23 protein-coding genes and 1 tRNA gene are annotated in these 22,196 nt (G+C 59.0%); 19 read left to right on the top strand and 5 right to left on the bottom strand.

Annotated features, from left to right (window positions below):
* Positions 1–241 precede the first annotated feature (241 nt).
* The 19 genes from GQ39_RS18965 (at position 242) to nadA (ending at position 15,401) form a co-directional block, all read left to right on the top strand.
* On the top strand, positions 242–712 hold the full coding sequence (locus GQ39_RS18965) for a Dps family protein (RefSeq protein ID WP_047532514.1): 471 nt from the start codon (positions 242–244) through the stop codon (positions 710–712).
* A 271-nt stretch (positions 713–983) separates the two neighbouring features.
* Positions 984–1,322, top strand: a complete 339-nt coding sequence (locus GQ39_RS18960; protein ID WP_047532513.1) for a ribbon-helix-helix domain-containing protein — start codon at positions 984–986, stop codon at positions 1,320–1,322.
* Between the two features lie 135 nt (positions 1,323–1,457).
* Positions 1,458–1,679, top strand: coding sequence for an FmdB family zinc ribbon protein (locus GQ39_RS18955; protein ID WP_007977333.1), 222 nt, complete (start codon positions 1,458–1,460; stop codon positions 1,677–1,679).
* A 110-nt stretch (positions 1,680–1,789) separates the two neighbouring features.
* A complete protein-coding gene (gene aspS, locus GQ39_RS18950; RefSeq protein ID WP_047532512.1) occupies positions 1,790–3,565 on the top strand; it encodes an aspartate--tRNA ligase in 1,776 nt (591 codons plus the stop codon).
* A gap of 122 nt (positions 3,566–3,687) precedes the next feature.
* Entirely contained in the window at positions 3,688–4,434 is a 747-nt protein-coding gene (locus GQ39_RS18945; RefSeq protein WP_047532511.1) for a YebC/PmpR family DNA-binding transcriptional regulator, read from the top strand.
* A gap of 148 nt (positions 4,435–4,582) precedes the next feature.
* The gene (gene ruvC, locus GQ39_RS18940; RefSeq protein WP_034149140.1) at positions 4,583–5,107 is read left to right on the top strand and encodes a crossover junction endodeoxyribonuclease RuvC; all 525 of its coding nucleotides are present in this window, start codon (positions 4,583–4,585) and stop codon (positions 5,105–5,107) included.
* A gap of 114 nt (positions 5,108–5,221) precedes the next feature.
* Positions 5,222–5,830, top strand: coding sequence for a Holliday junction branch migration protein RuvA (gene ruvA / locus GQ39_RS18935; protein WP_047532510.1), 609 nt, complete (start codon positions 5,222–5,224; stop codon positions 5,828–5,830).
* Positions 5,831–6,892, top strand: coding sequence for a Holliday junction branch migration DNA helicase RuvB (gene ruvB / locus GQ39_RS18930; RefSeq protein ID WP_047532509.1), 1,062 nt, complete (start codon positions 5,831–5,833; stop codon positions 6,890–6,892).
* Positions 6,893–7,019: 127 nt separating this feature from the next.
* The gene (ybgC, locus tag GQ39_RS18925; protein ID WP_047532508.1) at positions 7,020–7,487 is read left to right on the top strand and encodes a tol-pal system-associated acyl-CoA thioesterase; all 468 of its coding nucleotides are present in this window, start codon (positions 7,020–7,022) and stop codon (positions 7,485–7,487) included.
* Positions 7,477–8,172, top strand: a complete 696-nt coding sequence (gene tolQ, locus GQ39_RS18920) for a protein TolQ (protein ID WP_047532507.1) — start codon at positions 7,477–7,479, stop codon at positions 8,170–8,172. Before ybgC ends, tolQ begins: the two co-directional genes overlap by 11 nt.
* Before the next feature lie 23 nt (positions 8,173–8,195).
* Positions 8,196–8,648 carry a protein TolR gene (gene tolR / locus GQ39_RS18915; RefSeq protein WP_161793955.1) on the top strand — a complete coding sequence of 151 codons (453 nt, stop codon included), beginning with the start codon at positions 8,196–8,198 and terminating at the stop codon, positions 8,646–8,648.
* Complete coding sequence (gene tolA / locus GQ39_RS18910; RefSeq protein ID WP_047532505.1) at positions 8,648–9,727, top strand: cell envelope integrity protein TolA; 1,080 nt, start codon at positions 8,648–8,650, stop codon at positions 9,725–9,727. Before tolR ends, tolA begins: the two co-directional genes overlap by 1 nt.
* 17 nt (positions 9,728–9,744) lie before the next feature.
* Positions 9,745–11,025 (top strand): Tol-Pal system beta propeller repeat protein TolB, encoded by a 1,281-nt coding sequence (gene tolB / locus GQ39_RS18905; protein WP_167361835.1) that lies wholly within the window; start codon positions 9,745–9,747, stop codon positions 11,023–11,025.
* 52 nt (positions 11,026–11,077) lie between these two features.
* The gene (pal, locus tag GQ39_RS18900; protein ID WP_003178634.1) at positions 11,078–11,575 is read left to right on the top strand and encodes a peptidoglycan-associated lipoprotein Pal; all 498 of its coding nucleotides are present in this window, start codon (positions 11,078–11,080) and stop codon (positions 11,573–11,575) included.
* A 6-nt stretch (positions 11,576–11,581) separates the two neighbouring features.
* Positions 11,582–12,421, top strand: a complete 840-nt coding sequence (gene ybgF / locus GQ39_RS18895; protein WP_047532497.1) for a tol-pal system protein YbgF — start codon at positions 11,582–11,584, stop codon at positions 12,419–12,421.
* A 166-nt stretch (positions 12,422–12,587) separates the two neighbouring features.
* Complete coding sequence (gene queE, locus GQ39_RS18890; RefSeq protein ID WP_047532495.1) at positions 12,588–13,235, top strand: 7-carboxy-7-deazaguanine synthase QueE; 648 nt, start codon at positions 12,588–12,590, stop codon at positions 13,233–13,235.
* Position 13,236: 1 nt separating this feature from the next.
* Positions 13,237–13,929, top strand: a complete 693-nt coding sequence (gene queC / locus GQ39_RS18885) for a 7-cyano-7-deazaguanine synthase QueC (protein WP_047532493.1) — start codon at positions 13,237–13,239, stop codon at positions 13,927–13,929.
* A 63-nt stretch (positions 13,930–13,992) separates the two neighbouring features.
* A tRNA-Lys gene (locus tag GQ39_RS18880) sits at positions 13,993–14,068 on the top strand.
* 274 nt (positions 14,069–14,342) lie between these two features.
* Positions 14,343–15,401 (top strand): quinolinate synthase NadA, encoded by a 1,059-nt coding sequence (nadA, locus tag GQ39_RS18875; RefSeq protein ID WP_047532491.1) that lies wholly within the window; start codon positions 14,343–14,345, stop codon positions 15,399–15,401.
* 62 nt (positions 15,402–15,463) lie between these two features.
* Here nadA and GQ39_RS18870 read toward each other — a convergent pair whose 3' ends face one another.
* The 5 genes from GQ39_RS18870 to gcvP all read right to left on the bottom strand — a co-directional run bounded on the left by GQ39_RS18870 (position 15,464) and on the right by gcvP (position 22,185).
* Complete coding sequence (locus GQ39_RS18870) at positions 15,464–15,952, bottom strand: RDD family protein (protein WP_047532490.1); 489 nt, start codon at positions 15,950–15,952, stop codon at positions 15,464–15,466.
* A 95-nt stretch (positions 15,953–16,047) separates the two neighbouring features.
* Positions 16,048–16,260: a cold-shock protein gene (locus GQ39_RS18865; RefSeq protein WP_010220199.1), complete on the bottom strand. Its 213-nt coding sequence runs from the start codon at positions 16,258–16,260 to the stop codon at positions 16,048–16,050.
* A 404-nt stretch (positions 16,261–16,664) separates the two neighbouring features.
* Positions 16,665–17,789: a glycine cleavage system aminomethyltransferase GcvT gene (gene gcvT, locus GQ39_RS18860; protein WP_047532487.1), complete on the bottom strand. Its 1,125-nt coding sequence runs from the start codon at positions 17,787–17,789 to the stop codon at positions 16,665–16,667.
* 36 nt (positions 17,790–17,825) lie between these two features.
* The gene (locus GQ39_RS18855; RefSeq protein WP_047532485.1) at positions 17,826–19,202 is read right to left on the bottom strand and encodes an L-serine ammonia-lyase; all 1,377 of its coding nucleotides are present in this window, start codon (positions 19,200–19,202) and stop codon (positions 17,826–17,828) included.
* Positions 19,203–19,332: 130 nt separating this feature from the next.
* The gene (gene gcvP / locus GQ39_RS18850; RefSeq protein ID WP_047532483.1) at positions 19,333–22,185 is read right to left on the bottom strand and encodes an aminomethyl-transferring glycine dehydrogenase; all 2,853 of its coding nucleotides are present in this window, start codon (positions 22,183–22,185) and stop codon (positions 19,333–19,335) included.
* Positions 22,186–22,196 lie beyond the last annotated feature (11 nt).

Below are 22,196 nucleotides of genomic sequence, written 5' to 3'. Positions count from 1 at the left end.
AGAGGCGTTGGGCACGTACCCGTTGTCAGCCTATGCGCGGCGCCCGGAAAATATAGGCGTCAGCGACACACCGCCTATTTAACAGCAAAGCCAGTAGCTACTCAAATCAGGGAGTCCAGCGGTGCATAGGCGGCGATTTTTCGTGGGGTGAAAAGGGGAGGCAGGGCTGCAGCGGGGGGAAGGGCTTGCTAGAGTGATCCTGCACCTGTCGGATGAATTTCGTCACCTTTAGGGGAAAAACATGGCAATCGATATCGGAATCAGTGAAGAGGACCGCAAGTCCATCGTCGACGGATTGTCGAGGCTGCTGTCGGACACTTACGTACTTTATTTGAAAACCCATAACTTCCATTGGAACGTCACCGGTCCCATGTTTCGGACCCTGCATTTGATGTTCGAGGAGCAATACAACGAGCTGGCACTGGCGGTCGACTTGATTGCCGAGCGAATTCGCGCACTCGGATTTCCGGCGCCTGGTGCCTATTCGGTCTATGCGCGCCTGTCTTCCATTAAGGAAGAAGAAGGTGTTCCTGCCGCCGAGGACATGATCAGGCAATTGGTCGAAGGCCAGGAAGCAGTCACACGTACGGCTCGAGGCATCTTTCCATTGCTGGAAAAAGTCAGTGACGAGCCCACGGCTGACCTGCTGACCCAGCGTATGCAGGTTCATGAGAAGACCGCGTGGATGCTGCGCTCACTGCTGGCTGAGTAACTCATTCTGTGCTCGGACGACACCCGGCGGGTGTCGTCTGCGCGCTGTCTTGTCTTTTTTTCGGCAATACGCCCTGATGCTGGAATGACCCTTTACTTGGGGGCGTAGGAAAAAGCACGGAGTAGGACGCTCTCCATGATCTGCCTTCAGTTGTTGGCTTATCCTACGTGGATGGTCATAAAGTCATCTGGATATAACTTTGCCCTCGCGGTTTTATAAGCACACAAATTGAGCTTATGAAAACCCGGAATGGCAAAGGAGTGTCAACGGTATGGATTATGAGGACAGGCGAAACGAGCAGAGGTTCGGTCCGCTCACAGGCATAAGGATTGATCCATTTGTCAGCGAATTCGATATGGGGCTGGCCCGGCCCTTGTCCCGGTCGGTGCGGCTCAATGGCTTCGCCACCTGTTTGCGGCTTGAGCAGGTTTACTGGGATATCCTGGGCGATATGGCCAGGATCAACTGTTGTTCGGTCAGTGCATTGTTGTCCTACGTGGATCGCGAAGTGCATTTGCGTCATGGAGGGGTGAAGAATTTCAGCGGTCTGGTGCGTGTTGTCTGTGTCGTGCACAGTCGCAAGGAAGGGCGTTGCATGGTGATGGCCTGACTGTCTCAGTGGAACAGCGGTGTGTCGATCTGTGCAGTCTTACGGCTGCACAGGCTGCATTTAATGGATATAATCCCGCGCTTTGCCGTAAAACCGAGTGTAGACGGTAGCAATCTGATCACCGAGACAACCCTCATGCCGATGTACGATTATCAATGTGCTTCCTGTGGTCATCAGTTGGAAGCCATTCAAAAGATCAGCGACGCACCGCTGGTCGACTGCCCTGCATGCCAGGCGCCAGAGCTTAAGAAGATGCTGTCCATGCCGGGTTTCCGCCTGAGCGGTACTGGCTGGTACGAAACCGATTTCAAGACCGGTTCCAAGAAGAACCTGGCCGGCGGCGACAAAGCTGACTAGGGTCTGGACCTGAGTTGAACGACACGTGCGAGCCCTTGCATCATATGCCGACTGGTATATACGCAGGGCCTCCAACCGAATTTCGAATTACGAGAAGTGAAACCACGACCATGATGCGCAGCCATTATTGCGGCCAACTGAACGAAAGCCTGGACGGCCAGGAAATTACCCTTTGCGGATGGGTCCACCGTCGCCGTGACCACGGTGGGGTGATTTTCCTCGATATCCGTGATCGTGATGGTCTGGCCCAGGTCGTATTCGATCCGGACCGCGCTGAAACCTTCGCCGCCGCCGACCGCGTGCGCAGCGAGTATGTCGTGAAGGTCACCGGTAAGGTTCGCCTGCGTCCGGCCGGTGCTACCAACGCCAACATGGCGTCGGGCATGATCGAAGTCCTCGGCTACGAGCTGGAAGTGCTGAACGAGTCGGAAACCCCGCCGTTCCCACTGAACGAGTTCTCCGACGTTGGCGAGGAAACCCGCCTGCGCTATCGCTTCCTTGACCTGCGTCGCCCGGAAATGGCCGAGAAGCTGCGTCTGCGTTCGCGCATGACCACCAGCATTCGTCGCTACCTGGACGAAAACGGTTTCCTCGACGTCGAGACGCCGATCTTGACTCGCGCCACCCCTGAAGGCGCGCGCGACTACCTGGTGCCGAGCCGTACCCACGCCGGTTCGTTCTTCGCCCTGCCTCAATCGCCGCAGCTGTTCAAGCAACTGCTGATGGTCGCCGGCTTCGATCGTTACTACCAGATCGCCAAGTGCTTCCGCGACGAAGACCTGCGTGCCGACCGTCAGCCGGAATTCACCCAGATCGACATCGAGACCAGTTTCCTCGATGAAAAAGACATCATGGGCCTGACCGAAGGCATGATCCGCAACCTGTTCAAGGAAGTGCTGGATCTGGAGTTCGGTGAGTTCCCGCACATGACCTTCGAAGAGGCCATGCGTCGTTACGGTTCCGACAAGCCGGACCTGCGTAACCCGCTGGAACTGGTTGACGTTGCCGATCAGCTCAAGGAAGTCGATTTCAAGGTGTTCAGCGGCCCGGCCAACGACCCGAAATGCCGCATCGCCGCCTTGCGCGTTCCTGGCGGCGCCAGCATGCCACGCAAGCAAATCGACGATTACACCAAGTTTGTCGGCATCTATGGTGCCAAGGGCCTGGCGTACATCAAGGTCAACGAGCGCGCCAAGGGTGTCGAAGGCCTGCAGTCGCCAATCGTGAAGAACATCCCTGAAGCCAACCTCAACGTGATTCTCGATCGCGTCGGTGCGGTCGACGGCGACATCGTGTTCTTCGGCGCCGACAAGTCGAAGATCGTCAGCGAAGCCCTGGGTGCTCTGCGGATCAAGCTCGGCCACGACCTGGACCTGCTGACCTGCAAGTGGGCGCCAATGTGGGTCGTCGACTTCCCGATGTTCGAAGAAAACGACGACGGCAGCTTTAGCGCCTTGCACCACCCGTTCACCGCGCCGAAGTGCACCCCGCAAGAGCTGGAGGCCAACCCGGCAGCCGCTCTGTCCCGCGCTTACGACATGGTTCTGAACGGTACCGAGCTCGGTGGTGGTTCGATTCGTATTCACCGCAAAGAGATGCAACAGTCGGTGTTCCGTCTGCTGGGGATCAACGAAGCCGAACAGGAAGAGAAATTCGGCTTCCTGCTCGACGCCCTGAAGTACGGCGCGCCGCCGCACGGTGGCCTGGCTTTCGGTCTGGACCGCCTGGTGATGCTGATGACCGGTGCCCAATCGATCCGCGAAGTGATCGCTTTCCCGAAAACCCAGAGCGCGGCGGATGTCATGACTCAGGCGCCGGGGCAGGTGGATGCCAAGGCATTGCGCGAACTGCATATTCGTCTGCGCGAAACGCCTAAGGCTGAGTAAGACTGGCCTGAAGGGCGCATCTTCGGATGCGCCTTTTCTTTATAAGGGTCGAAATTTTTTGTTTGCCGGCCGACGCGACGCCGCGTGGCGGGTAATGTGTCAAAGAGAATTCGGAGCGAGTTATGGCAGGTCATTCCAAGTGGGCGAACATCAAGCACCGCAAAGAACGTCAGGATGCCAAGAGAGGCAAGATTTTCACCAAGTGGATTCGTGAGCTGACCGTCGCGGCCCGTCAGGGTGGCGGTGATCCGGGCTCCAACCCGCGTTTGCGCCTGGCCCTGGACAAGGCCCTGGGTGCGAACATGAGTCGCGACATCATTGATCGGGCCATTGCCCGAGGCACCGGTGCGGCAGACACTGACGATGTGGTCGAGTTGACCTATGAAGGTTACGGCCCGGGTGGTGTAGCGGTGATGGTCGAGTGCATGACCGACAACCGCAACCGCACGGCGGCGGCGGTACGCCATGCGTTCAGCAAGTGCGGCGGCAACCTGGGTACCGACGGTTCGGTCGCCTACCTGTTCGAGCGCAAGGGTCAGATCTCCTTCGTGCCTGGCGTTGATGAAGACGCACTGATCGAAGCGGCCATGGAGGCTGATGCCGATGACGTGGTGACCAACGAAGACGGTTCCATCGACGTGTTCACCTCATTTGCCGGTTTCTATTCCGTGCGTAACGCGCTGGAAGCGGCCGGGTTCAAGGGTGATGACGCGGAAATCGTCATGCTGCCGACCACCAGTGCCGAACTGGATCTGGAGGGCGCCGAGAAAGTCCTCAAACTGATCGACATGCTCGAAGACCTGGACGACGTACAGAACGTTTACTCCAACGCGGACATTCCAGAGTCGGTGGCCGCACAGCTCGGTTGATTTTGCCTTTGTCGGAGCGAGCCTGCTCGCGATGAGCCCGAGAGCGGCGCGCTAATTCAGTTAGCCCGCATCATCGTTGGCGCCCATCGCGAGCAAGCTCGCTCCTACAGGTTCGACACTTGGTTTTTTCCAATAGCCCGCAGGCGTTATGACTTTAATTCTAGGTATCGACCCCGGTTCGCGTATCACCGGTTATGGCGTGGTGCGCGATACCGGCCGAGGCTGCGTTTACGTGGCGTCGGGCTGCATTCGCACGGGGTCGGGCGAGTTGCATGAGCGCCTGCAAATCGTTTATCGCGGCGTTCGCGAGGTCATCCAGACCTACGGTCCGGTGACCATGGGCATCGAGAAGGTGTTCATGGCACGTAACGCCGACTCGGCTTTGAAACTCGGACAGGCTCGCGGCGCGGCCATTGTCGCTGGTGCCGAAGAAAACCTGGAAATTGCCGAATACACCGCAACCCAGGTCAAGCAAGCGGTGACCGGGACGGGCGGGGCGAACAAAGAGCAGGTACAAATGATGGTCATGCATATGCTGAAGCTGACCAGCAAGCCGCAAATCGATGCCTCGGATGCCCTGGCCATTGCCATTTGCCATGCTCACACCCGTTCCAGCCTGTTGCCCCATGGTCTGGGCACGGCACGCAGTCGTGGCGGGCGCTTGCGTCTCTGATAGCATCAACAGTCAATTTTATGGAATGAAGGTTTTTCGCCTGTGTCGTCGGCGCAAAATCCTTGTTCTGTCAGTCGCTGGCCTCGCGCTGGCCAACGCTCAAGGATCTGTAACGTGATTGGACGCTTGCGCGGCACACTGGCTGAAAAACAGCCGCCGCATCTGATTCTCGATGTAAACGGTCTGGGGTATGAGCTGGAAGTACCCATGACTACGCTGTATCGGCTGCCGTCGGTCGGTGAACCGCTGACGCTGCATACCCATTTGGTCGTACGCGAAGACGCGCAGTTACTCTATGGCTTCGTCGGCAAGCGCGAGCGAGACTTTTTTCGCGAGTTGATCCGTCTCAACGGGGTTGGACCGAAATTGGCGCTGGCCTTGATGTCGAGTCTGGAGGTCGACGAGTTGGTCCGTTGCGTGCAATCCCAGGACACCTCGGCGTTGACCAAGGTGCCGGGCGTGGGCAAGAAAACCGCGGAGCGCTTGCTGGTCGAACTCAAGGATCGCTTCAAGGCCTGGGAAACGGTGCCGGCGATGTTTGCCCTGGTGCCGAACCAGCCAGATGGCCCGGCTCCGGTGAACACCGCTGAAAGCGATGCGGTCAGTGCGCTGATTTCCCTGGGTTACAAGCCTCAGGAAGCCAGCAAGGCGATTTCCGCGATCAAGGAGAAAGGCTTGAGCAGTGAAGACCTGATTCGTCGTGCCCTGAAGGGAATGATCTAAGTGATTGAAGCTGATCGTCTGATCGCCGCAACGGGTGGTCCCCGTGATCGCGAGGAAGTCCAGGACCGTGCGATACGCCCTGTCAGCCTGGCCGAATACATTGGTCAGCCGACCGTTCGCGAGCAAATGGAGTTGTTCATCCAGGCGGCCCGCGGGCGTAGTGAGTCCCTTGACCACACGCTGATTTTTGGTCCGCCGGGCCTGGGTAAAACCACCCTGGCCAATATCATCGCCCAGGAAATGGGGGTTTCGATCAAGAGCACTTCGGGGCCTGTGCTGGAACGCCCGGGTGATCTCGCCGCGCTGCTGACCAATCTTGAACCCCATGACGTGCTGTTCATTGACGAAATCCATCGACTGTCGCCGATTGTCGAAGAAGTGCTGTACCCGGCCATGGAGGATTTCCAACTCGACATCATGATCGGTGAAGGACCGGCCGCGCGCTCGATCAAGCTGGATCTGCCGCCCTTCACCCTGGTCGGTGCGACCACGCGGGCGGGGATGCTGACCAACCCGTTGCGTGACCGTTTCGGGATCGTGCAGCGTCTGGAGTTCTACAGCACCGCCGACCTGGCCACGATTGTCAGTCGTTCAGCGAACATCCTCGGTTTGCCGCTGGATCCTGAAGGCGCCTTTGAAATCGCCCGCCGTGCCCGGGGTACCCCGCGGATTGCCAATCGCTTGCTGCGTCGTGTGCGGGATTTCGCCGAAGTTCGCGCCAAGGGGCACATCACCAAGCCGATTGCCGACCTGGCATTGAACCTGCTGGATGTCGATGAGCGTGGCTTCGATCACCAGGATCGACGTCTGTTGCTGACCATGATCGAGAAGTTCGATGGCGGGCCGGTCGGGGTGGACAGCCTCGCCGCAGCCATCAGCGAGGAGCGTCACACCATTGAAGACGTACTTGAACCCTATCTGATTCAGCAGGGCTACATCATGCGCACGCCGCGGGGAAGGGTGGTGACGCGGCATGCATATCTGCATTTCGGCTTGAACATTCCGTCACGATTGGGCGAGATGCCCGTGATAGACGAGTTCCTTGATGCCGTGGACGATTAATAACCTTTGCGCGCTGATTTATTCGGGCATTGTGCTGTCCTAGGACCGTACTTTTGCAAGAAAGCCGCAGAACAATGAAAAACAGTTGTCTCGCCGGATTGGCAACCTGAGGAGTAAGCACTAGAGTATGCGCGCGCAAAACGGGCTTGAGCCTTTCGCACATCGTTGTCGCGTTTATTACGAGGACACCGATGCGGGCGGCATCGTGTATTACGTTAATTACCTCAAGTTTATGGAACGGGCTCGAACCGAGCGGCTACGAGAACTGGGTTTTGCCCAATCGCAGCTGGCAGGGGAGGACCTGTTGTTCGTCGTGCATTCCAGCGAAGCGCGTTACCACGCGCCGGCGCGACTGGACGACGAACTGTTGGTAAGCGCTGAAGTAATCGAATTGAACCGTGCCAGCCTGCGCTTTAAACAGCAGGTCAGGCGGGCTACGGATAATGTGCTGCTCTGCGAGGGGCAGTTTTTGGTGGCCTGTGTGCGCACTAACAGTTTGAAACCCCGGGCCATTCCCGAAGCTCTACGAGCGGCCTTTGCCGACGTGAGCGGCGCGGGTACACACTCAAAGCAGGAGATAAAGCGTGGAAGCTAACGTCGTCGACCATTCCTCCATGTGGAGCCTGGTCAGCAATGCCAGTGTCGTGGTGCAACTGGTAATGCTGATCCTGGTAGCCGCATCGGTGACCTCGTGGATCATGATCTTTCAGCGCAGCAATCTGATACGCGCTGGCCGACGTGCCCTGGAGAGCTTTGAAGAGCGCTTCTGGTCGGGTATCGACCTGTCCAAGCTCTACCGTCAGGCCGGCAGCAACCCGGACCCGGATTCGGGTGTCGAGCAGATCTTCCGCGCCGGTTTCAAGGAGTTCTCCCGTCTGCGTCAGCAACCAGGCGTCGATCCTGAAGCCGTCATGGAAGGCGTGGCTCGTGCCATGCGTGTAGCCATTTCCCGCGAAGAAGAAAAGCTCGAGCAGAGTCTGCCATTCCTGGCCACCGTCGGCTCCGTCAGCCCGTACATCGGTCTGTTCGGTACCGTGTGGGGCATCATGAACTCCTTCCGTGGCCTGGCGACTGCCCAGCAAGCGACGCTGGCGACTGTGGCGCCCGGTATCGCCGAAGCCCTGGTCGCCACCGCGATTGGTCTGTTCGCCGCCATCCCGGCCGTTATCGCTTACAACCGCTTCTCTGCTCGCAGCGAAACCCTGCTGAGCCGTTACTACACCTTCGCCGATGAATTCCAGGCGATCCTGCACCGCAAAGTGCACACCAGCGAAGAATAAGCAGGTAATTTCCAATGGCTTTAATCGCTCGAGCTCGACACAAGCGCAAGCCGGTCGCCGAGATGAACGTGGTGCCCTACATCGACGTGATGTTGGTACTGCTGGTCATCTTCATGGTGACCGCGCCGATGCTCAATCAGGGCGTGAAAGTTGATCTGCCCAAGGTTTCCAGTGAGGCCTTGCCGCAGGACAACAACACCCAGGTCCTGACCATTTCGATCAAGGCTGACAAGACCTATTACTGGAATCTTGGCAGCGAAGTCGATACAGAGAAGCAGCAGGACAGGGCCATGACCTTGCCTCAAATGACCGATGCGGTGACCAAGATCATTCGCGCCGGTAACGAGGGCGGCAAGCACACCCAGGTCTTCATTCGCGGTGATAAGTCCGTCGATTACGGCTCTGTCATGGGCGCCATGGGCGGATTGCAGAAAGCCGGGGTCGGTAATGTTGGCTTGATTACCGAGGCGCCCTGATGCAACAACAGCGAGAGCCGTCCGCCTCGGAAAGCTACTTCTGGCCTAGTGTATGGGCGATTGGCTTGCACGTGCTGGTGTTCGGCATGCTGTTCGTCAGTTTCGCCATGACACCGGAACTGCCGCCGGCCAAGCCGATTGTCCAGGCGACCTTGTACCAGCTGAAATCGAAAAGTCGGGCGACCACCCAGACCAATCAGAAGATTGCCGGTGAAGCGCAGAAATCTGCGGCGCGTCAGACCGAAGTCGAACAGATGGAACAGAAGAAGGTCGAGCAGGAAGCGGTGAAGGCTGCGGAACAAAAGAAAGAAGAAGCGGCTCAAAAGGCCGAGGAAGCCAAGAAGGCCGCCGAGTCTAAGAAAGCGGAAGAGGCGAAAAAGGCTGATGAAGCCAAGAAAGCCGATGAAGCGAAGAAGACCGCCGAAGCCAAGAAGGCAGAAGAGAAACAATTGGCTGATATAGCCAAGAAGAAAGCGGAAGAAGAAGCCAAGAAGGCTGCTGAAGAAGAGGCCAAGAAAGCGGCCGCTGAAGAAGCCAAGAAGAAGATTGTCGAAGACGCGAAGAAGAAAGCCGCGGAAGACGCCAAGAAGAAAGCTGAAGCTGAAGAGGCGAAGAAGAAAGTCGCCGAAGAAGCGAAGAAGAAAGCTGCTGCCGATGCTGCGAAGAAGAAAGCGCAGGACGCGGCACGTAAATCCGCCGAGGATAAAAAGGCTCAGGCCCTGGCAGATTTGCTTTCCGACACGCCGCAGCGTCAGCAGGCCTTGGCCGATGAGCAGGGCGACGAAGTCGCCGGCAGTTTCGATGACCTGATTCGGGCTCGTGCAGCGGAAGGCTGGGCTCGTCCACCTTCGGCCCGCAAAGGCATGACGGTCGTGTTGCAAATCGGCATGTTGCCGGACGGTACGGTGACTTCGGTCAGCGTGGCCAAGTCCAGCGGTGACGGTCCATTTGACGCATCGGCTGTGGCGGCGGTGAAGAATATTGGACGTTTGACAGAAATGCAGGGAATGAAGCCGAGCGATTTCGCTCCGTATCGTTCATTCAAGATGACATTCACACCTGAGGATCTAGCCTTGTGAGAAACCTTCTTCGAGGAATGCTGGTCGTTATCTGCTGCATGGCAGGGATGGCGATGGCAGATGAGAAAAACATTCTGGTCACCAGCGGCAGCGATCGGGCTACTCCGATCGCCGTTGTGCCGTTCGGCAACCAGGGCGGCAGCGTGCTGCCGGACGACATGGCCGAAATCATCGGTAACGACCTGCGTAACTCGGGTTACTACTCGCCGATTCCCAAGCAGAACATGATCAGCCAGCCAAGCCAGGCCAGCGAAATCATCTACCGTGACTTCAAGGCGCTGGGCGCCCAGTACGTCATGGTCGGTAGCATCGTTCCTGCCGGCGGTCGCCTGCAGGTTCAATACGCACTGTTCAACGTCGCCACCGAGCAGCAAGTGCTGACCGGTAGCGTGTCGGGTGGTGTCGATCAACTGCGCGACATGGCGCACTTCATCTCCGACCAGTCGTTCGAAAAACTCACCGGTATCAAAGGTGCGTTCTCGACTCGTCTGCTGTACGTGACCGCCGAGCGTTTCTCCGAGAAGAACACTCGCTACACGCTGCAGCGTTCGGACTACGACGGTGCTCGCGCCGTGACGCTGCTGCAATCGCGTGAACCGATCCTGTCGCCGCGTTTCGCACCGGATGGCAAGCGCATCGCCTATGTATCGTTCGAGCAGAAGCGTCCACGGATCTTCATGCAGAACATCGACACCGGCCGCCGTGAGCAGATCACCAACTTCGAAGGCCTGAACGGTGCGCCAGCCTGGTCGCCAGATGGCAATCGCCTGGCATTCGTACTGTCGAAGGACGGTAACCCAGACATTTACGTGATGAACCTGGGTTCGCGTCAGATCACCCGTGTCACCAATGGTCCCGGCATCAACACCGAACCGTTCTGGGGCAAGGATGGTTCGACCATCTACTTCACTTCCGACCGGGGCGGCAAGCCGCAGATCTACAAAACCAGCGTAGGCGGTGGTGGTGCCGAGCGTGTGACCTTCATCGGTAACTACAACGCCAACCCTAAACTGTCGGCTGATGAAAAGACCCTGGTGATGATTCACCGCCAGGACGGTTTCACCAATTTCAAAGTGGCGGCTCAGGATTTGCAGCGCGGTAGCGTAAAAATCCTCACTGATAGCACTCTGGACGAGTCGCCCACTGTCGCGCCCAACGGCACCATGGTAATCTACGCCACCCGCCAGCAGGGCCGGGGAGTCTTGATGCTCGTGTCCATCAATGGACGCGTAAGGCTCCCGCTTCCTACCGCTCAAGGCGAAGTCAGAGAACCTTCCTGGTCCCCTTACCTGAACTGACGCGGCGCTATACGTTTTACTTAACACACTGGGGTTCATTAGGAGTTTCACGATGGAAATGCTGAAGTTTGGTAAATTTGCTGCGCTGGCTCTGGCCATGGCTGTAGCTGTAGGTTGCTCGTCCAAAGGCGGCGACAATGCCGGTGAAGGCGCTGTAGATCCAAACGCTGGTTACGGCGCAAACACCGGTGCAGTTGACGGCTCCCTGAGCGAAGAAGCTGCTCTGCGCGCAATCACCACTTTCTACTTCGAATACGACAGCTCGGACCTGAAGCCAGAAGCCATGCGCGCTCTGGACGTTCACGCCAAAGACCTGAAAGCAAACGGCGCTCGCGTTGTTCTGGAAGGCAACACCGACGAACGTGGTACTCGTGAGTACAACATGGCACTGGGCGAGCGTCGTGCGAAAGCCGTTCAGCGCTATCTGGTACTGCAAGGTGTTTCCCCAGCTCAGCTGGAACTGGTTTCCTACGGCGAAGAGCGTCCAGTTGCTACCGGCAACGACGAGCAGTCCTGGGCTCAAAACCGTCGCGTCGAACTGCGTAAGTAATTCGTCATGCGAACGTGCCGTCGTGCTGTAACTGTTCTGGCTCTCAGTCTCGCACCGTTTTCGGTGTGGGCTGCGGTTCCTGTGGTCGATAACAACTCCGGTTATAACAATAGCGGGAGCAGTTATCCGCCTGCAGGTTACGGTACGAACGGCGCCTATGCCGGGGGAGGGGTTTCGGCCCCTGTCTCGGCACAGGGCGAGCTGTTCAACCAACTGCAATCGATGCAGCAACAAATCGAGCGTCAGCAAGGCGCGATCGAGGTTCTGCAGAATGATGTAGCGCGCATGAAGCAGGAAAACCTGGAGCGATACCAGGACCTGGATCGGCGCATAGGAACCGGCGCTGCACCGGCCGCGACTCCTGAGAATTCTTCTACCGGTGGCAATTTGAATGCCCCCGTTGCTGCAGCTGGCGCAGGTGCGGGAGCGGCTGCCGCTCAAGCACCCGCCGCGGGTAGTGAACCGGCGGACCCGGCGAAGGAAAAGCTCTATTACGACGCAGCCTTCGACCTGATCAAGGCCAAGGATTTCGACAAGGCCAGTCAGGCTTTCGCCGCGTTCTTGCGCAAATACCCGAACAGCCAATACGCGGGTAATGCCCAGTACTGGTTGGGCGAAGTCAACCTGGCCAAAGGCGATCTGCAAGGCGCAGGTCAGGCGTTTGCCAAGGTTTCGCAGCTGTACCCGAAGCACGCCAAGGTGCCTGATTCGCTGTACAAGCTCGCTGACGTAGAGCGTCGTCTCGGTCACACCGACCGCGTCAAAGGCATTCTGCAGCAGGTGGTTTCCCAGTATCCGGGCACTTCCGCCGCTCAGCTGGCTCAACGCGATCTGCAGCGCATGTAAGCCTGCTTGACCCGTTTCGAAGAAACCCGCGCTTGTCGCGGGTTTTTTCGTTAGAATTCACCCCCTTTTTCTGAAACACGCTTTTTGGGATCTGCGCATTGCCGGGGTTCCTTGAAGTGCCTGACGGAGGCGGACAGCCTGTTTAGCTGTTACGCCCGTGGCGACTATGCAAGACACATTGAGAATTACCGAAGTTTTCTACTCGTTGCAGGGTGAAACTCGGACCGCCGGCCTGCCCACTGTTTTTGTGCGTCTGACCGGTTGCCCGTTGCGTTGCCAATACTGTGACAGTGCCTACGCCTTCACCGGCGGAACCATCCGCACGCTCGACGATATTCTTGAGCAGGTGGCTGGTTTCCGTCCGCGTTATGTTTGTGTCACTGGCGGCGAGCCTCTGGCACAACCCAATGCCATTCCATTGCTCAAGCGGTTGTGCGATGCCGGTTACGAAGTGTCACTGGAAACCAGTGGTTCTCTCGATATATCGGCGGTAGATTCCCGCGTCAGTCGCGTCGTCGACCTGAAAACGCCAGGTTCGAACGAGGCGCATCGCAACCGTTACGAGAACATTGAGCTGCTCACGCCCAACGATCAGGTGAAGTTCGTCATCTGCTCGCGGGAAGACTATGACTGGTCCGTGTCCAAATTGATCCAGTACGGTCTTGATCGGCGCGCCGGCGAAGTCCTGTTCTCGCCTAGTCACCATGACCTTAATGCTCGGGACCTGGCTGACTGGGTGGTGGCGGACAACCTGCCAGTGCGTCTGCAATTGCAGCTGCATAAATATCTTTGGAACGACGAACCGGGGCGCTGATATGACAGAACAACTGAACACTGCTGAAAAACGTGCGGTCATCCTGCTTTCCGGAGGTTTGGACTCGGCGACTGTCGTGGCCATGGCCCGCGCCGATGGCTACAGCTGCTACACCATGAGCTTCGACTATGGTCAGCGGCACCGTGCCGAATTGCACGCTGCCGAACGTGTTGCTCGTGATTTGGGTGTGGTCGAGCACAAGGTGATCGGACTGAACCTGAATGGCATTGGCGGATCGGCGCTGACCGACAGCAGCATCGACGTGCCGGAAGCGCCGAGCGAAGGCATTCCGGTGACTTACGTCCCGGCACGCAACACGGTGTTTCTCTCGCTGGCGCTGGGTTGGGCGGAAGTGCTGGGCGCGCGTGACATCTTTATCGGCGTGAACGCAGTCGACTACTCCGGTTACCCTGATTGCCGTCCCGAGTTCGTCGAAGCGTTCGAGCGCATGGCCAATCTGGCTACCAAGGCCGGCGTAGAAGGGCAGGGCTTCCGCATCCAGGCGCCACTGCAAAACCTGAGCAAGGCGCAGATCGTCCAGGCTGGCGTGAAGCTCGGTGTGGACTACAGCCTGACCGTTTCCTGCTATCAGGCCGACGATAATGGCCATGCCTGCGGTAAGTGCGACAGCTGCCGACTGCGTGCGGAAGGCTTTGCAGCGGCCGGAATCAGCGACCCGACACCTTATTTTTGAATTATTTTAAAAAAGGTGTTGAATAGTCCTTAAAAATCAGTATTATACGCGCCACCACACAGCGGGTCGTTAGCTCAGTTGGTAGAGCAGTTGGCTTTTAACCAATTGGTCGTAGGTTCGAATCCCACACGACCCACCATTTTCAAGCTGTTTTAAAAGTCTGGAAGGCCCACGAAAGTGAGGATTTCCGGATTTTTTTTTGCCCGCGATTTAGGTCCGTCCCGTTCTTGGGCTGCACTGCATGACGCAGGTCAGAATCATCTTTTGCATCCCCGGGATATTCTGTAGCCTTGCCCAGCTTCAACACTGTCCGTGCCTTATGAATACCCACTTTCCCGGCGGTACCCCCTGAAGGGTCCGGAGCCGGGTGTATACTCGACTTTCGCGCGAATGCGCCTGCAGGTCTTGCGAACATGACGCAGATTTCCGAACGCCTTCTGGTTCAAGCCCACCTCGACGCCAAGCAGCCCAAGCCGCTGACCGCCGATGAGGAAGCCTATTACCGTGCCGCCATCGCTGCCGAGCTCAAGGCTCAGGATGCAGTGCTGGTGGCTCACTTCTATTGTGATCCGATCATTCAGGCCTTGGCTGAAGAAACCGGGGGCTGTGTCTCCGACTCGCTGGAGATGGCCCGGTTCGGCAATGCCCATCCGGCCAAGACCGTCGTGGTCGCCGGTGTGAAGTTCATGGGCGAAACCGCCAAAATCCTCAACCCGGAAAAGCGCATCCTGATGCCGACCCTGGAAGCGACTTGTTCGCTGGACTTGGGTTGCCCCGTCGACGAGTTTTCCGCGTTCTGCGATCAGCACCCCGAGCGTACGGTGGTGGTTTATGCCAACACGTCGGCAGCGGTCAAAGCCCGGGCGGATTGGGTGGTGACGTCCAGCTGCGCGCTGGAGATCGTCGAGAGCCTCATGGATAACGGCGAAACGATCATCTGGGGCCCGGACAAGCACCTGGGCACCTACATTCAGCGCCAGACCGGCGCCGACATGCTGCTTTGGGATGGTGCCTGCATCGTTCACGAGGAATTCAAATCCAAGCAGCTCGAAGACATGAAGGCGCTGTATCCCGATGCGGCGATTCTGGTGCACCCGGAATCGCCGACGTCGGTGATCGAGCTGGCGGATGCCGTTGGCTCCACCAGTCAGCTGATCGCGGCGGCTCAGAGCCTGCCGAACAAGACTCTGATTGTCGCCACTGACCGTGGCATCTTCTACAAGATGCAGCAGCTGTGTCCGGACAAGGTCTTTATCGAGGCGCCAACGGCCGGTAACGGCGCGGCATGCCGCAGTTGTGCGCACTGCCCGTGGATGGCGATGAATACCCTTGAGCGCACGCTCAAGAGCTTGAAGGAGGGGGCGAATGAGATCTTTGTTGATCCTGCGCTGATTCCACAGGCGATCCGACCGTTGAAGCGCATGCTCGATTTCACCCATGCGGCGCGAATGAAACTGGCGGGCAACGCCTGATTTTGCGACCTGGAGTCAAAAAAACGCCCCGATCCGATCGGGGCGTTTTTGCATCCGGTGGATTACTTGGTCTTCTTGGGAATCCGCACCAGCCGGGTATTGGAATACATGTCATGCCAACTGCGTTTCTGCTTGTCGAACAGCGACCAGAAAAAACCCAGGCCGACACATAGCAGCGATGCGATGGCCACCACGAAACGCAGCAAAGCTTGCCACAGGCTGATGGCTGAGCCATCGGCATTCTGCACGCGGATGCACCAGACCTGCATTCCCAGCGTCTGCCCAGACCAGGTCCAGAACTTGGCGAAAAAGCCGAACAGTACGAACAGGAGCACTGTCGACAGCAATGGATCGCCATCCAGTGCGCCGGATTCGGTGAGGGCGCGCATTTTGTCTTCGCCGATGATCGCCATTTGAATCATCTTGTAGATGCCGCTGGTGACGATCAGCAGCGCGGTACACAGCAGGAAGTCGTAGAACATCGCGGCCAAGCGACGACCCAGACCAGCGACAGGAAAATCGCCCTGAGGAGTAAGCAGGTGTTTCGACATGGCAGGCTCTCGGCGAAAAAAGAAGCCATTTTACGGATTTGCGCGCACAAAAAAGCCCCTGATGTCAGCATCAGGGGCTTTTTCGTTACAGAAAATTAGGCTTCTGCGATGACTTCGTCAGCCTGCATGCCTTTCTGGCCTTGCACGGCGATGAAAGTCACTTTTTGGCCTTCTTTCAGGCTCTTGAAGCCGTTGCCCTGAATGGCGCGGAAATGTACGAACAGATCCGGACCGCTCTCTGGAGTGATAAAACCAAAACCTTTCTCGTCGTTAAACCACTTGACGGTACCGCTCTGACGTTGGGACATTTCTTATTTCCTTTGACGCTAAAATTGATGACAGCCTCCTTCTCATGAAAGAGTACTGGGGCTGGTTGCAGGAGAGTAAGAAGACGTCGAACGGGATGTAGCTAACTTGTAGGCTACTGCCCAGGTCACGATTCCAAGCGACCCATGCAAACACAGTGAACAAACTCTACGCCAACTACGGGAGAAAAAACAAGCCCCCGCAAAGCCCCCGGTTTTCCTCAGTTTGAGCAATTTTCCGGGCCGTTAGTGGCTGCGTTATTCGTTATGCTTGTTCAATTGTTTTCGATCGTTATAAGCAAAGTTCATAATCGAAGCTTAGATTCAAACAGTGCACTATTTTATGGCGGTTGCGTTACACATTAGTGCACTGTTAACGCAACCGCGTTACTTATAGGAACAGTCAATCAGCCGCGATAGTAGCGTTGTGGAACAAATGGCATTTTGCTTACAAGCAAAGGAACCTTTTTCCCACGAACAATCGCCCAGACCGGCGTATCGAGCGCGATATAAGCGCTGTCGAGGTAACCCATCGCCAAAGGACCGCCAAGGGTCGGCCCGAAACCGCCGCTGCAGACGCTGCCGATGATCTCGCCAGCTTCGTTGACGATCTCTGCGCCTTCGCGCACGGGGGTGCGTTCCTGCGGCAGCAGGCCGACACGTTTGCGGCCGACACCGGTCTGTTGTTGGGCGAATACCGTCTCGGCGCCGGGGAAGCCACCGGCCCGTGCGCCATCGGCACGGCGTGGCTTGGAGATGGCCCACAACAGGCTGGCTTCGATCGGAGTGGTGTCGGTGTTCATGTCGTGGCCGTACAGGCACAGGCCCGCTTCCAGGCGCAGCGAGTCGCGCGCGCCAAGGCCGATGGCTTCGACTTCAGGTTCGGCCAGCAGGGCGCGGGCCAGGGCTTCGGCGTTTTGTGCCGGCACGGAGATTTCGAAGCCGTCTTCACCGGTGTAGCCCGAGCGGCTGACAAAACACTCCACACCCAAAAGCTTCACTCGAGTGAACTGCATGAATGTCATCTTCGCCACTTCCGGCGCCAGGCGTGCCAGGACCGTGACGGCCGCCGGGCCTTGCAGTGCGAGCAGCGCGCGTTCTTCGAACAGTGGCTCGATGGTGCATTGATCGCCGATGTGCTTGCGCAGGTGCGCCAGGTCCTGATCTTTACAGGCGGCGTTGACCACCAGGAACAACTCATCGTTACCCAGGTTGGCGACCATCAGGTCGTCGAGGATGCCACCGCTCTCATTGGTGAACATCGCGTAGCGCTGCATGCCCACCGGCAGGTCGATGATGTCCACTGGCACGAGGGTTTCCAGAGCCTTGGCGGCATTGGCGCCGGTCAGGCGGATCTGGCCCATGTGCGACACATCAAACAGGCCGGCCTGGTCGCGGGTGTGCTGGTGTTCTTTCATCACGCCCAGCGGGTATTGCACAGGCATGTCATAGCCCGCGAACGGAACCATGCGTGCGCCGAGCTCGATGTGCAGGGCGTGCAACGGGGTTTTCAACAGTTGTTCGGTGGACATATTCAGCTCCTGAAGAAGTGTGCAGGTGAGCGCACATCAGCACTCGATAATGTTGACCGCGAGACCGCCACGGGCGGTCTCCTTGTATTTGCTTTTCATGTCGGCGCCGGTCTGGCGCATGGTGCGAATGACCTTGTCGAGGGAGACGAAATGTTGGCCGTCACCACGCATGGCCATGCGCACGGCATTGATGGCCTTGACCGATCCCATGGCATTGCGCTCGATGCAAGGCACCTGCACCAGTCCGCCAATCGGGTCGCAAGTCAGGCCGAGGTTGTGTTCCATGCCGATTTCCGCGGCGTTTTCCACTTGCTGAACGCTGCCGCCGAGGACTTCGCAAAGCGCGCCGGCCGCCATGGAGCACGCCACGCCCACTTCACCCTGGCAACCGACTTCGGCGCCCGAGATCGAGGCGTTTTCCTTGTACAGGATGCCGATGGCCGCGGCGGTCAGCAGGAAACGCACGACCCCGTCATTGTTTGCGCCGGGAATGAAGCGCATGTAGTAATGCAGCACGGCCGGAATGATCCCGGCCGCACCGTTGGTGGGGGCCGTGACCACGCGTCCGCCGTTGGCGTTTTCTTCGTTGACGGCCAGGGCGTAGAGGTTGACCCAATCCAGCACGGAGAGTGGATCGCGCAAGGCGGACTCGGGGTTGCTGCACAATTGCCGATGCAGCGCTGCCGCACGACGTTTGACCTTCAAGCCGCCAGGCAGGATGCCTTCGTTGCGGCAACCGGCGGCGACACAGTCCTGCATCACTTGCCAGATTTTCAGCAGGCCGGCGCGGGTTTCCGCTTCCGGACGCCAGGCGCTTTCGTTGGTCAGCATCACCTCGCTGATCGACAAGCCATAGGTGGTGCAGTGGCCGAGCAGGTCCTTGGCACTTTTGAAGGGAAAGGTCAGGGGCGTGGCATCTTCAACGATGCGATCGGCGCCTGCAGCGTCTTCATCGACGACAAACCCGCCGCCAACGGAGTAGTACTCGCGGCTGCGAATTTGCAGGCCTGCCGCATCGAACGCGCGGAAGATCATGCCGTTAGGGTGATAGGCCAACGGCTTGCGAATCATGGCCAGGTGTTCTTTCTCGTTGAACGCAATGCTGTGTTCGCCGAGCAGGTTCAAGCGTCCGTTGCCGCGAATCTCTTGCAGGCGGGCGGCGACGGTTTCGGTGTTTACAGTATCCGGGTGTTCGCCCTCCAGGCCGAGCAACACAGCCTTGTCGCTGCCGTGGCCCTTGCCGGTGGCACCCAGCGAACCGTAGAGCTCGACCTTGACACAGGTCGTTGTTGTCAGCAGTCCATCACGGCGCAAGCCTTCGGCGAAACGCGCGGCGGCACGCATCGGGCCAACGGTATGGGAGCTGGAAGGGCCGATGCCAATCTTGAACAGGTCGAACACGCTTAACGACATGGTTGTTCTCCGGTTTCTTGTTATAGGCGCGCGCCAGCGCGCGAGCGCTAAGCGGCAAGCAACAAGCTGCAAGTTAAAGCCGATCGGCTCTTTCTTGCAGCTTGAGGCTTGCCGCTAGAGGCTGCTTTTCTTAAGCGTAGCTTTCGATCGACGGGCAGGCGCAAACCAGGTTGCGGTCGCCGAAGACGTTGTCGACCCGACCGACCGGTGGCCAGTATTTGCCTTCGATCAGCGACGCTACCGGATAAACCGCCTGCTCCCGGCTATACGGATGCGACCACTCGCCCACCAGCTCCGCCGCAGTGTGCGGGGCGTTTTTCAGCGGGTTGTCGTCCTTGTCCAGGGCGCCGTTTTCCACCGCGCGGATTTCTTCGCGGATGCGGATCATGGCGTCGCAGAAGCGGTCCAGTTCTTCCTTGGATTCGCTTTCGGTCGGCTCGATCATCAGCGTGCCGGCCACCGGGAACGACATGGTCGGGGCGTGGAAACCGAAGTCGATCAGGCGCTTGGCCACGTCGTCGACGCTGATGCCGCTGCTGTCTTTCAGCGGACGCAGGTCGAGGATGCACTCGTGGGCCACCAGGCCGTTGCTGCCGGTGTAGAGCACCGGGTAGTGCTCTTCGAGGCGACGGGAAATGTAGTTGGCGTTGAGGATCGCCAGTTGCGAGGCGCGCTTGAGGCCGGCGCCGCCCATCATGCGGATGTACATCCAGGTGATCGGCAGGATGCTCGCGCTGCCGAATGGCGCGGCGCACACCGCGCCTTGCTTGCGGTCCATCTGCGCGTGACCTGGCAGGAACGGCGCCAGGTGCGATTTCACACCGATCGGGCCGACGCCCGGGCCGCCACCGCCGTGGGGAATGCAGAAGGTCTTGTGCAGGTTCAGGTGCGAGACGTCGCCGCCGAACTTGCCCGGGGCGCAGAGGCCGACCATGGCGTTCATGTTGGCGCCGTCGATGTACACCTGGCCGCCGTGGTCATGAATGATGCCGCAGATTTCGCGGATGCCTTCCTCGAACACGCCGTGGGTCGACGGGTAGGTGATCATCAGCGCGGCGAGGTGTTCGCGGTGCTCGATGGCCTTGGCGCGCAGGTCTTCGATGTCGACGTTGCCACGGGCATCGCAGGCGGTGACGACCACGCGCATGCCGGCCATGTTGGCGGTGGCCGGGTTGGTGCCGTGGGCCGACGACGGGATCAGGCAGATGTCGCGGCGGTCTTCGCCACGGCTCTGGTGGTAGGCACGAATGGCCAGCAGGCCAGCGTATTCACCTTGGGAGCCGGCGTTCGGCTGCAGGGAAATCGCGTCGTAACCGGTGGCGGCGCAGAGCATCGCTTCCAGTTCATCGGTCAGTTGCTGGTAGCCGGCGCTTTGCTCGGCCGGGGCGAACGGGTGCAGGGCGCCGAACTCGGCCCAGGTCACCGGGATCATTTCGCTGGCGGCGTTGAGTTTCATGGTGCACGAGCCCAGCGGGATCATGGTGCGATCGAGCGCCAGGTCCTTGTCCGCCAGTTTGCGCAGGTAGCGCATCAGCTCGGTTTCCGAGTGATAGCGGTTGAACACCGGGTGGCTGAGGATCGGCGACTGACGCACCAGCGCGGCCGGGATCGTCGCTTGAGTGGCGGCGGCGAGGGCGGCGAAGTCCGGCAGGGGTTGGCCGTTGGACAGCAAGGCCCACAGGGTTTCGACGTCGGCCTGGGTGCTGGTTTCGTCGAGGGACAGGCCCAGACGCTCGGCGTCGACCACGCGCAGGTTGATCTGCCGGGCGTGCGCCTGGTCGTGCAGTTTCGCGGTGTCGGCGCCGGTCTTGATCGTCAGCGTGTCGAAGAAGTGTTCCTGCTCAACGTTCAGGCCCAAAGCGCTCAAGCCCTTGGCCAGAATCGCGGTCAGCTGATGCACGCGGTTGGCGATCTGCGTCAGGCCTTTCGGGCCGTGGTAGACGGCGTACATGCTGGCGATGTTGGCCAGCAGCACCTGCGCGGTGCAGATGTTGGACGTGGCCTTCTCGCGACGGATGTGTTGCTCGCGGGTCTGCATCGCCAGGCGCAAGGCCGGCTTGCCGAAACGGTCCACCGAGACACCGACCAGACGGCCCGGCATGTCGCGCTTGAACGCATCCTTGGTGGAGAAGTACGCCGCGTGCGGGCCACCGAAGCCCAGCGGCACGCCGAAGCGTTGGGCGCTGCCGATGGCCACGTCGGCGCCGAATTCGCCCGGCGCGGCCAGAAGGGTCAGGGCCAGCAGGTCGGCGGCCACGGCCACCAGGGCGTTGGCGGTGTGGAAACGCTCGGTCAATGCGCGGTAGTCGAACACATCACCGTTGCTCGCCGGGTACTGCAGCAGGGCGCCGAAGAACGGCGTCACGTCGCTCAGTTCGCGCTCGTCGCCGACCACCACCTCGATGCCCAGCGGCTCGGCACGGGTGCGCAGCACGTCGAGGGTCTGCGGGTGGCAATGCACGGAGGCGAAGAACTGGTGGCTGCCCTTGTTCTTGCTCAGGCGCTTGCAGAAAGTCATGGCTTCGGCGGCGGCGGTGGCTTCGTCGAGCAGCGAGGCGTTGGCGATCGGCAGGCCGGTGAGGTCGCTGATCAGGGTCTGGAAGTTCAGCAGCGCTTCGAGGCGACCCTGGGAAATCTCCGGCTGGTACGGCGTGTAAGCCGTGTACCAGGCCGGGTTTTCCAGCAGGTTGCGCAGGATCGGCGACGGCGTGTGCGTGCCGTAGTAACCCTGGCCAATGTAGGTCTTGAACAGCTGGTTCTTGGCCGCGATGCCTTTGATCAGCGCCAGGGCGTCGGCTTCGCTCAGGCCGTCTTCCAGGCCGAGCACGCTGGTGCCCTTGATGCTGTCGGGAATCACGCTGGCGCTCAGGGCTTCGAGGGAATCGAAGCCGAGGCTGTTGAGCATCGCTTGCTCGTCACCGGCGCGCGGGCCGATGTGGCGGGCGATGAATTCGTTGGCGGTTGTCAGGCTTACTTGAGTCATGTCAGCGCTCC

It is taken from the genome of Pseudomonas sp. 11/12A, assembly GCF_000800055.1.
Classification (GTDB): domain Bacteria; phylum Pseudomonadota; class Gammaproteobacteria; order Pseudomonadales; family Pseudomonadaceae; genus Aquipseudomonas; species Aquipseudomonas mohnii.
This window is presented reverse-complemented; position numbering and strand designations above follow the sequence as displayed.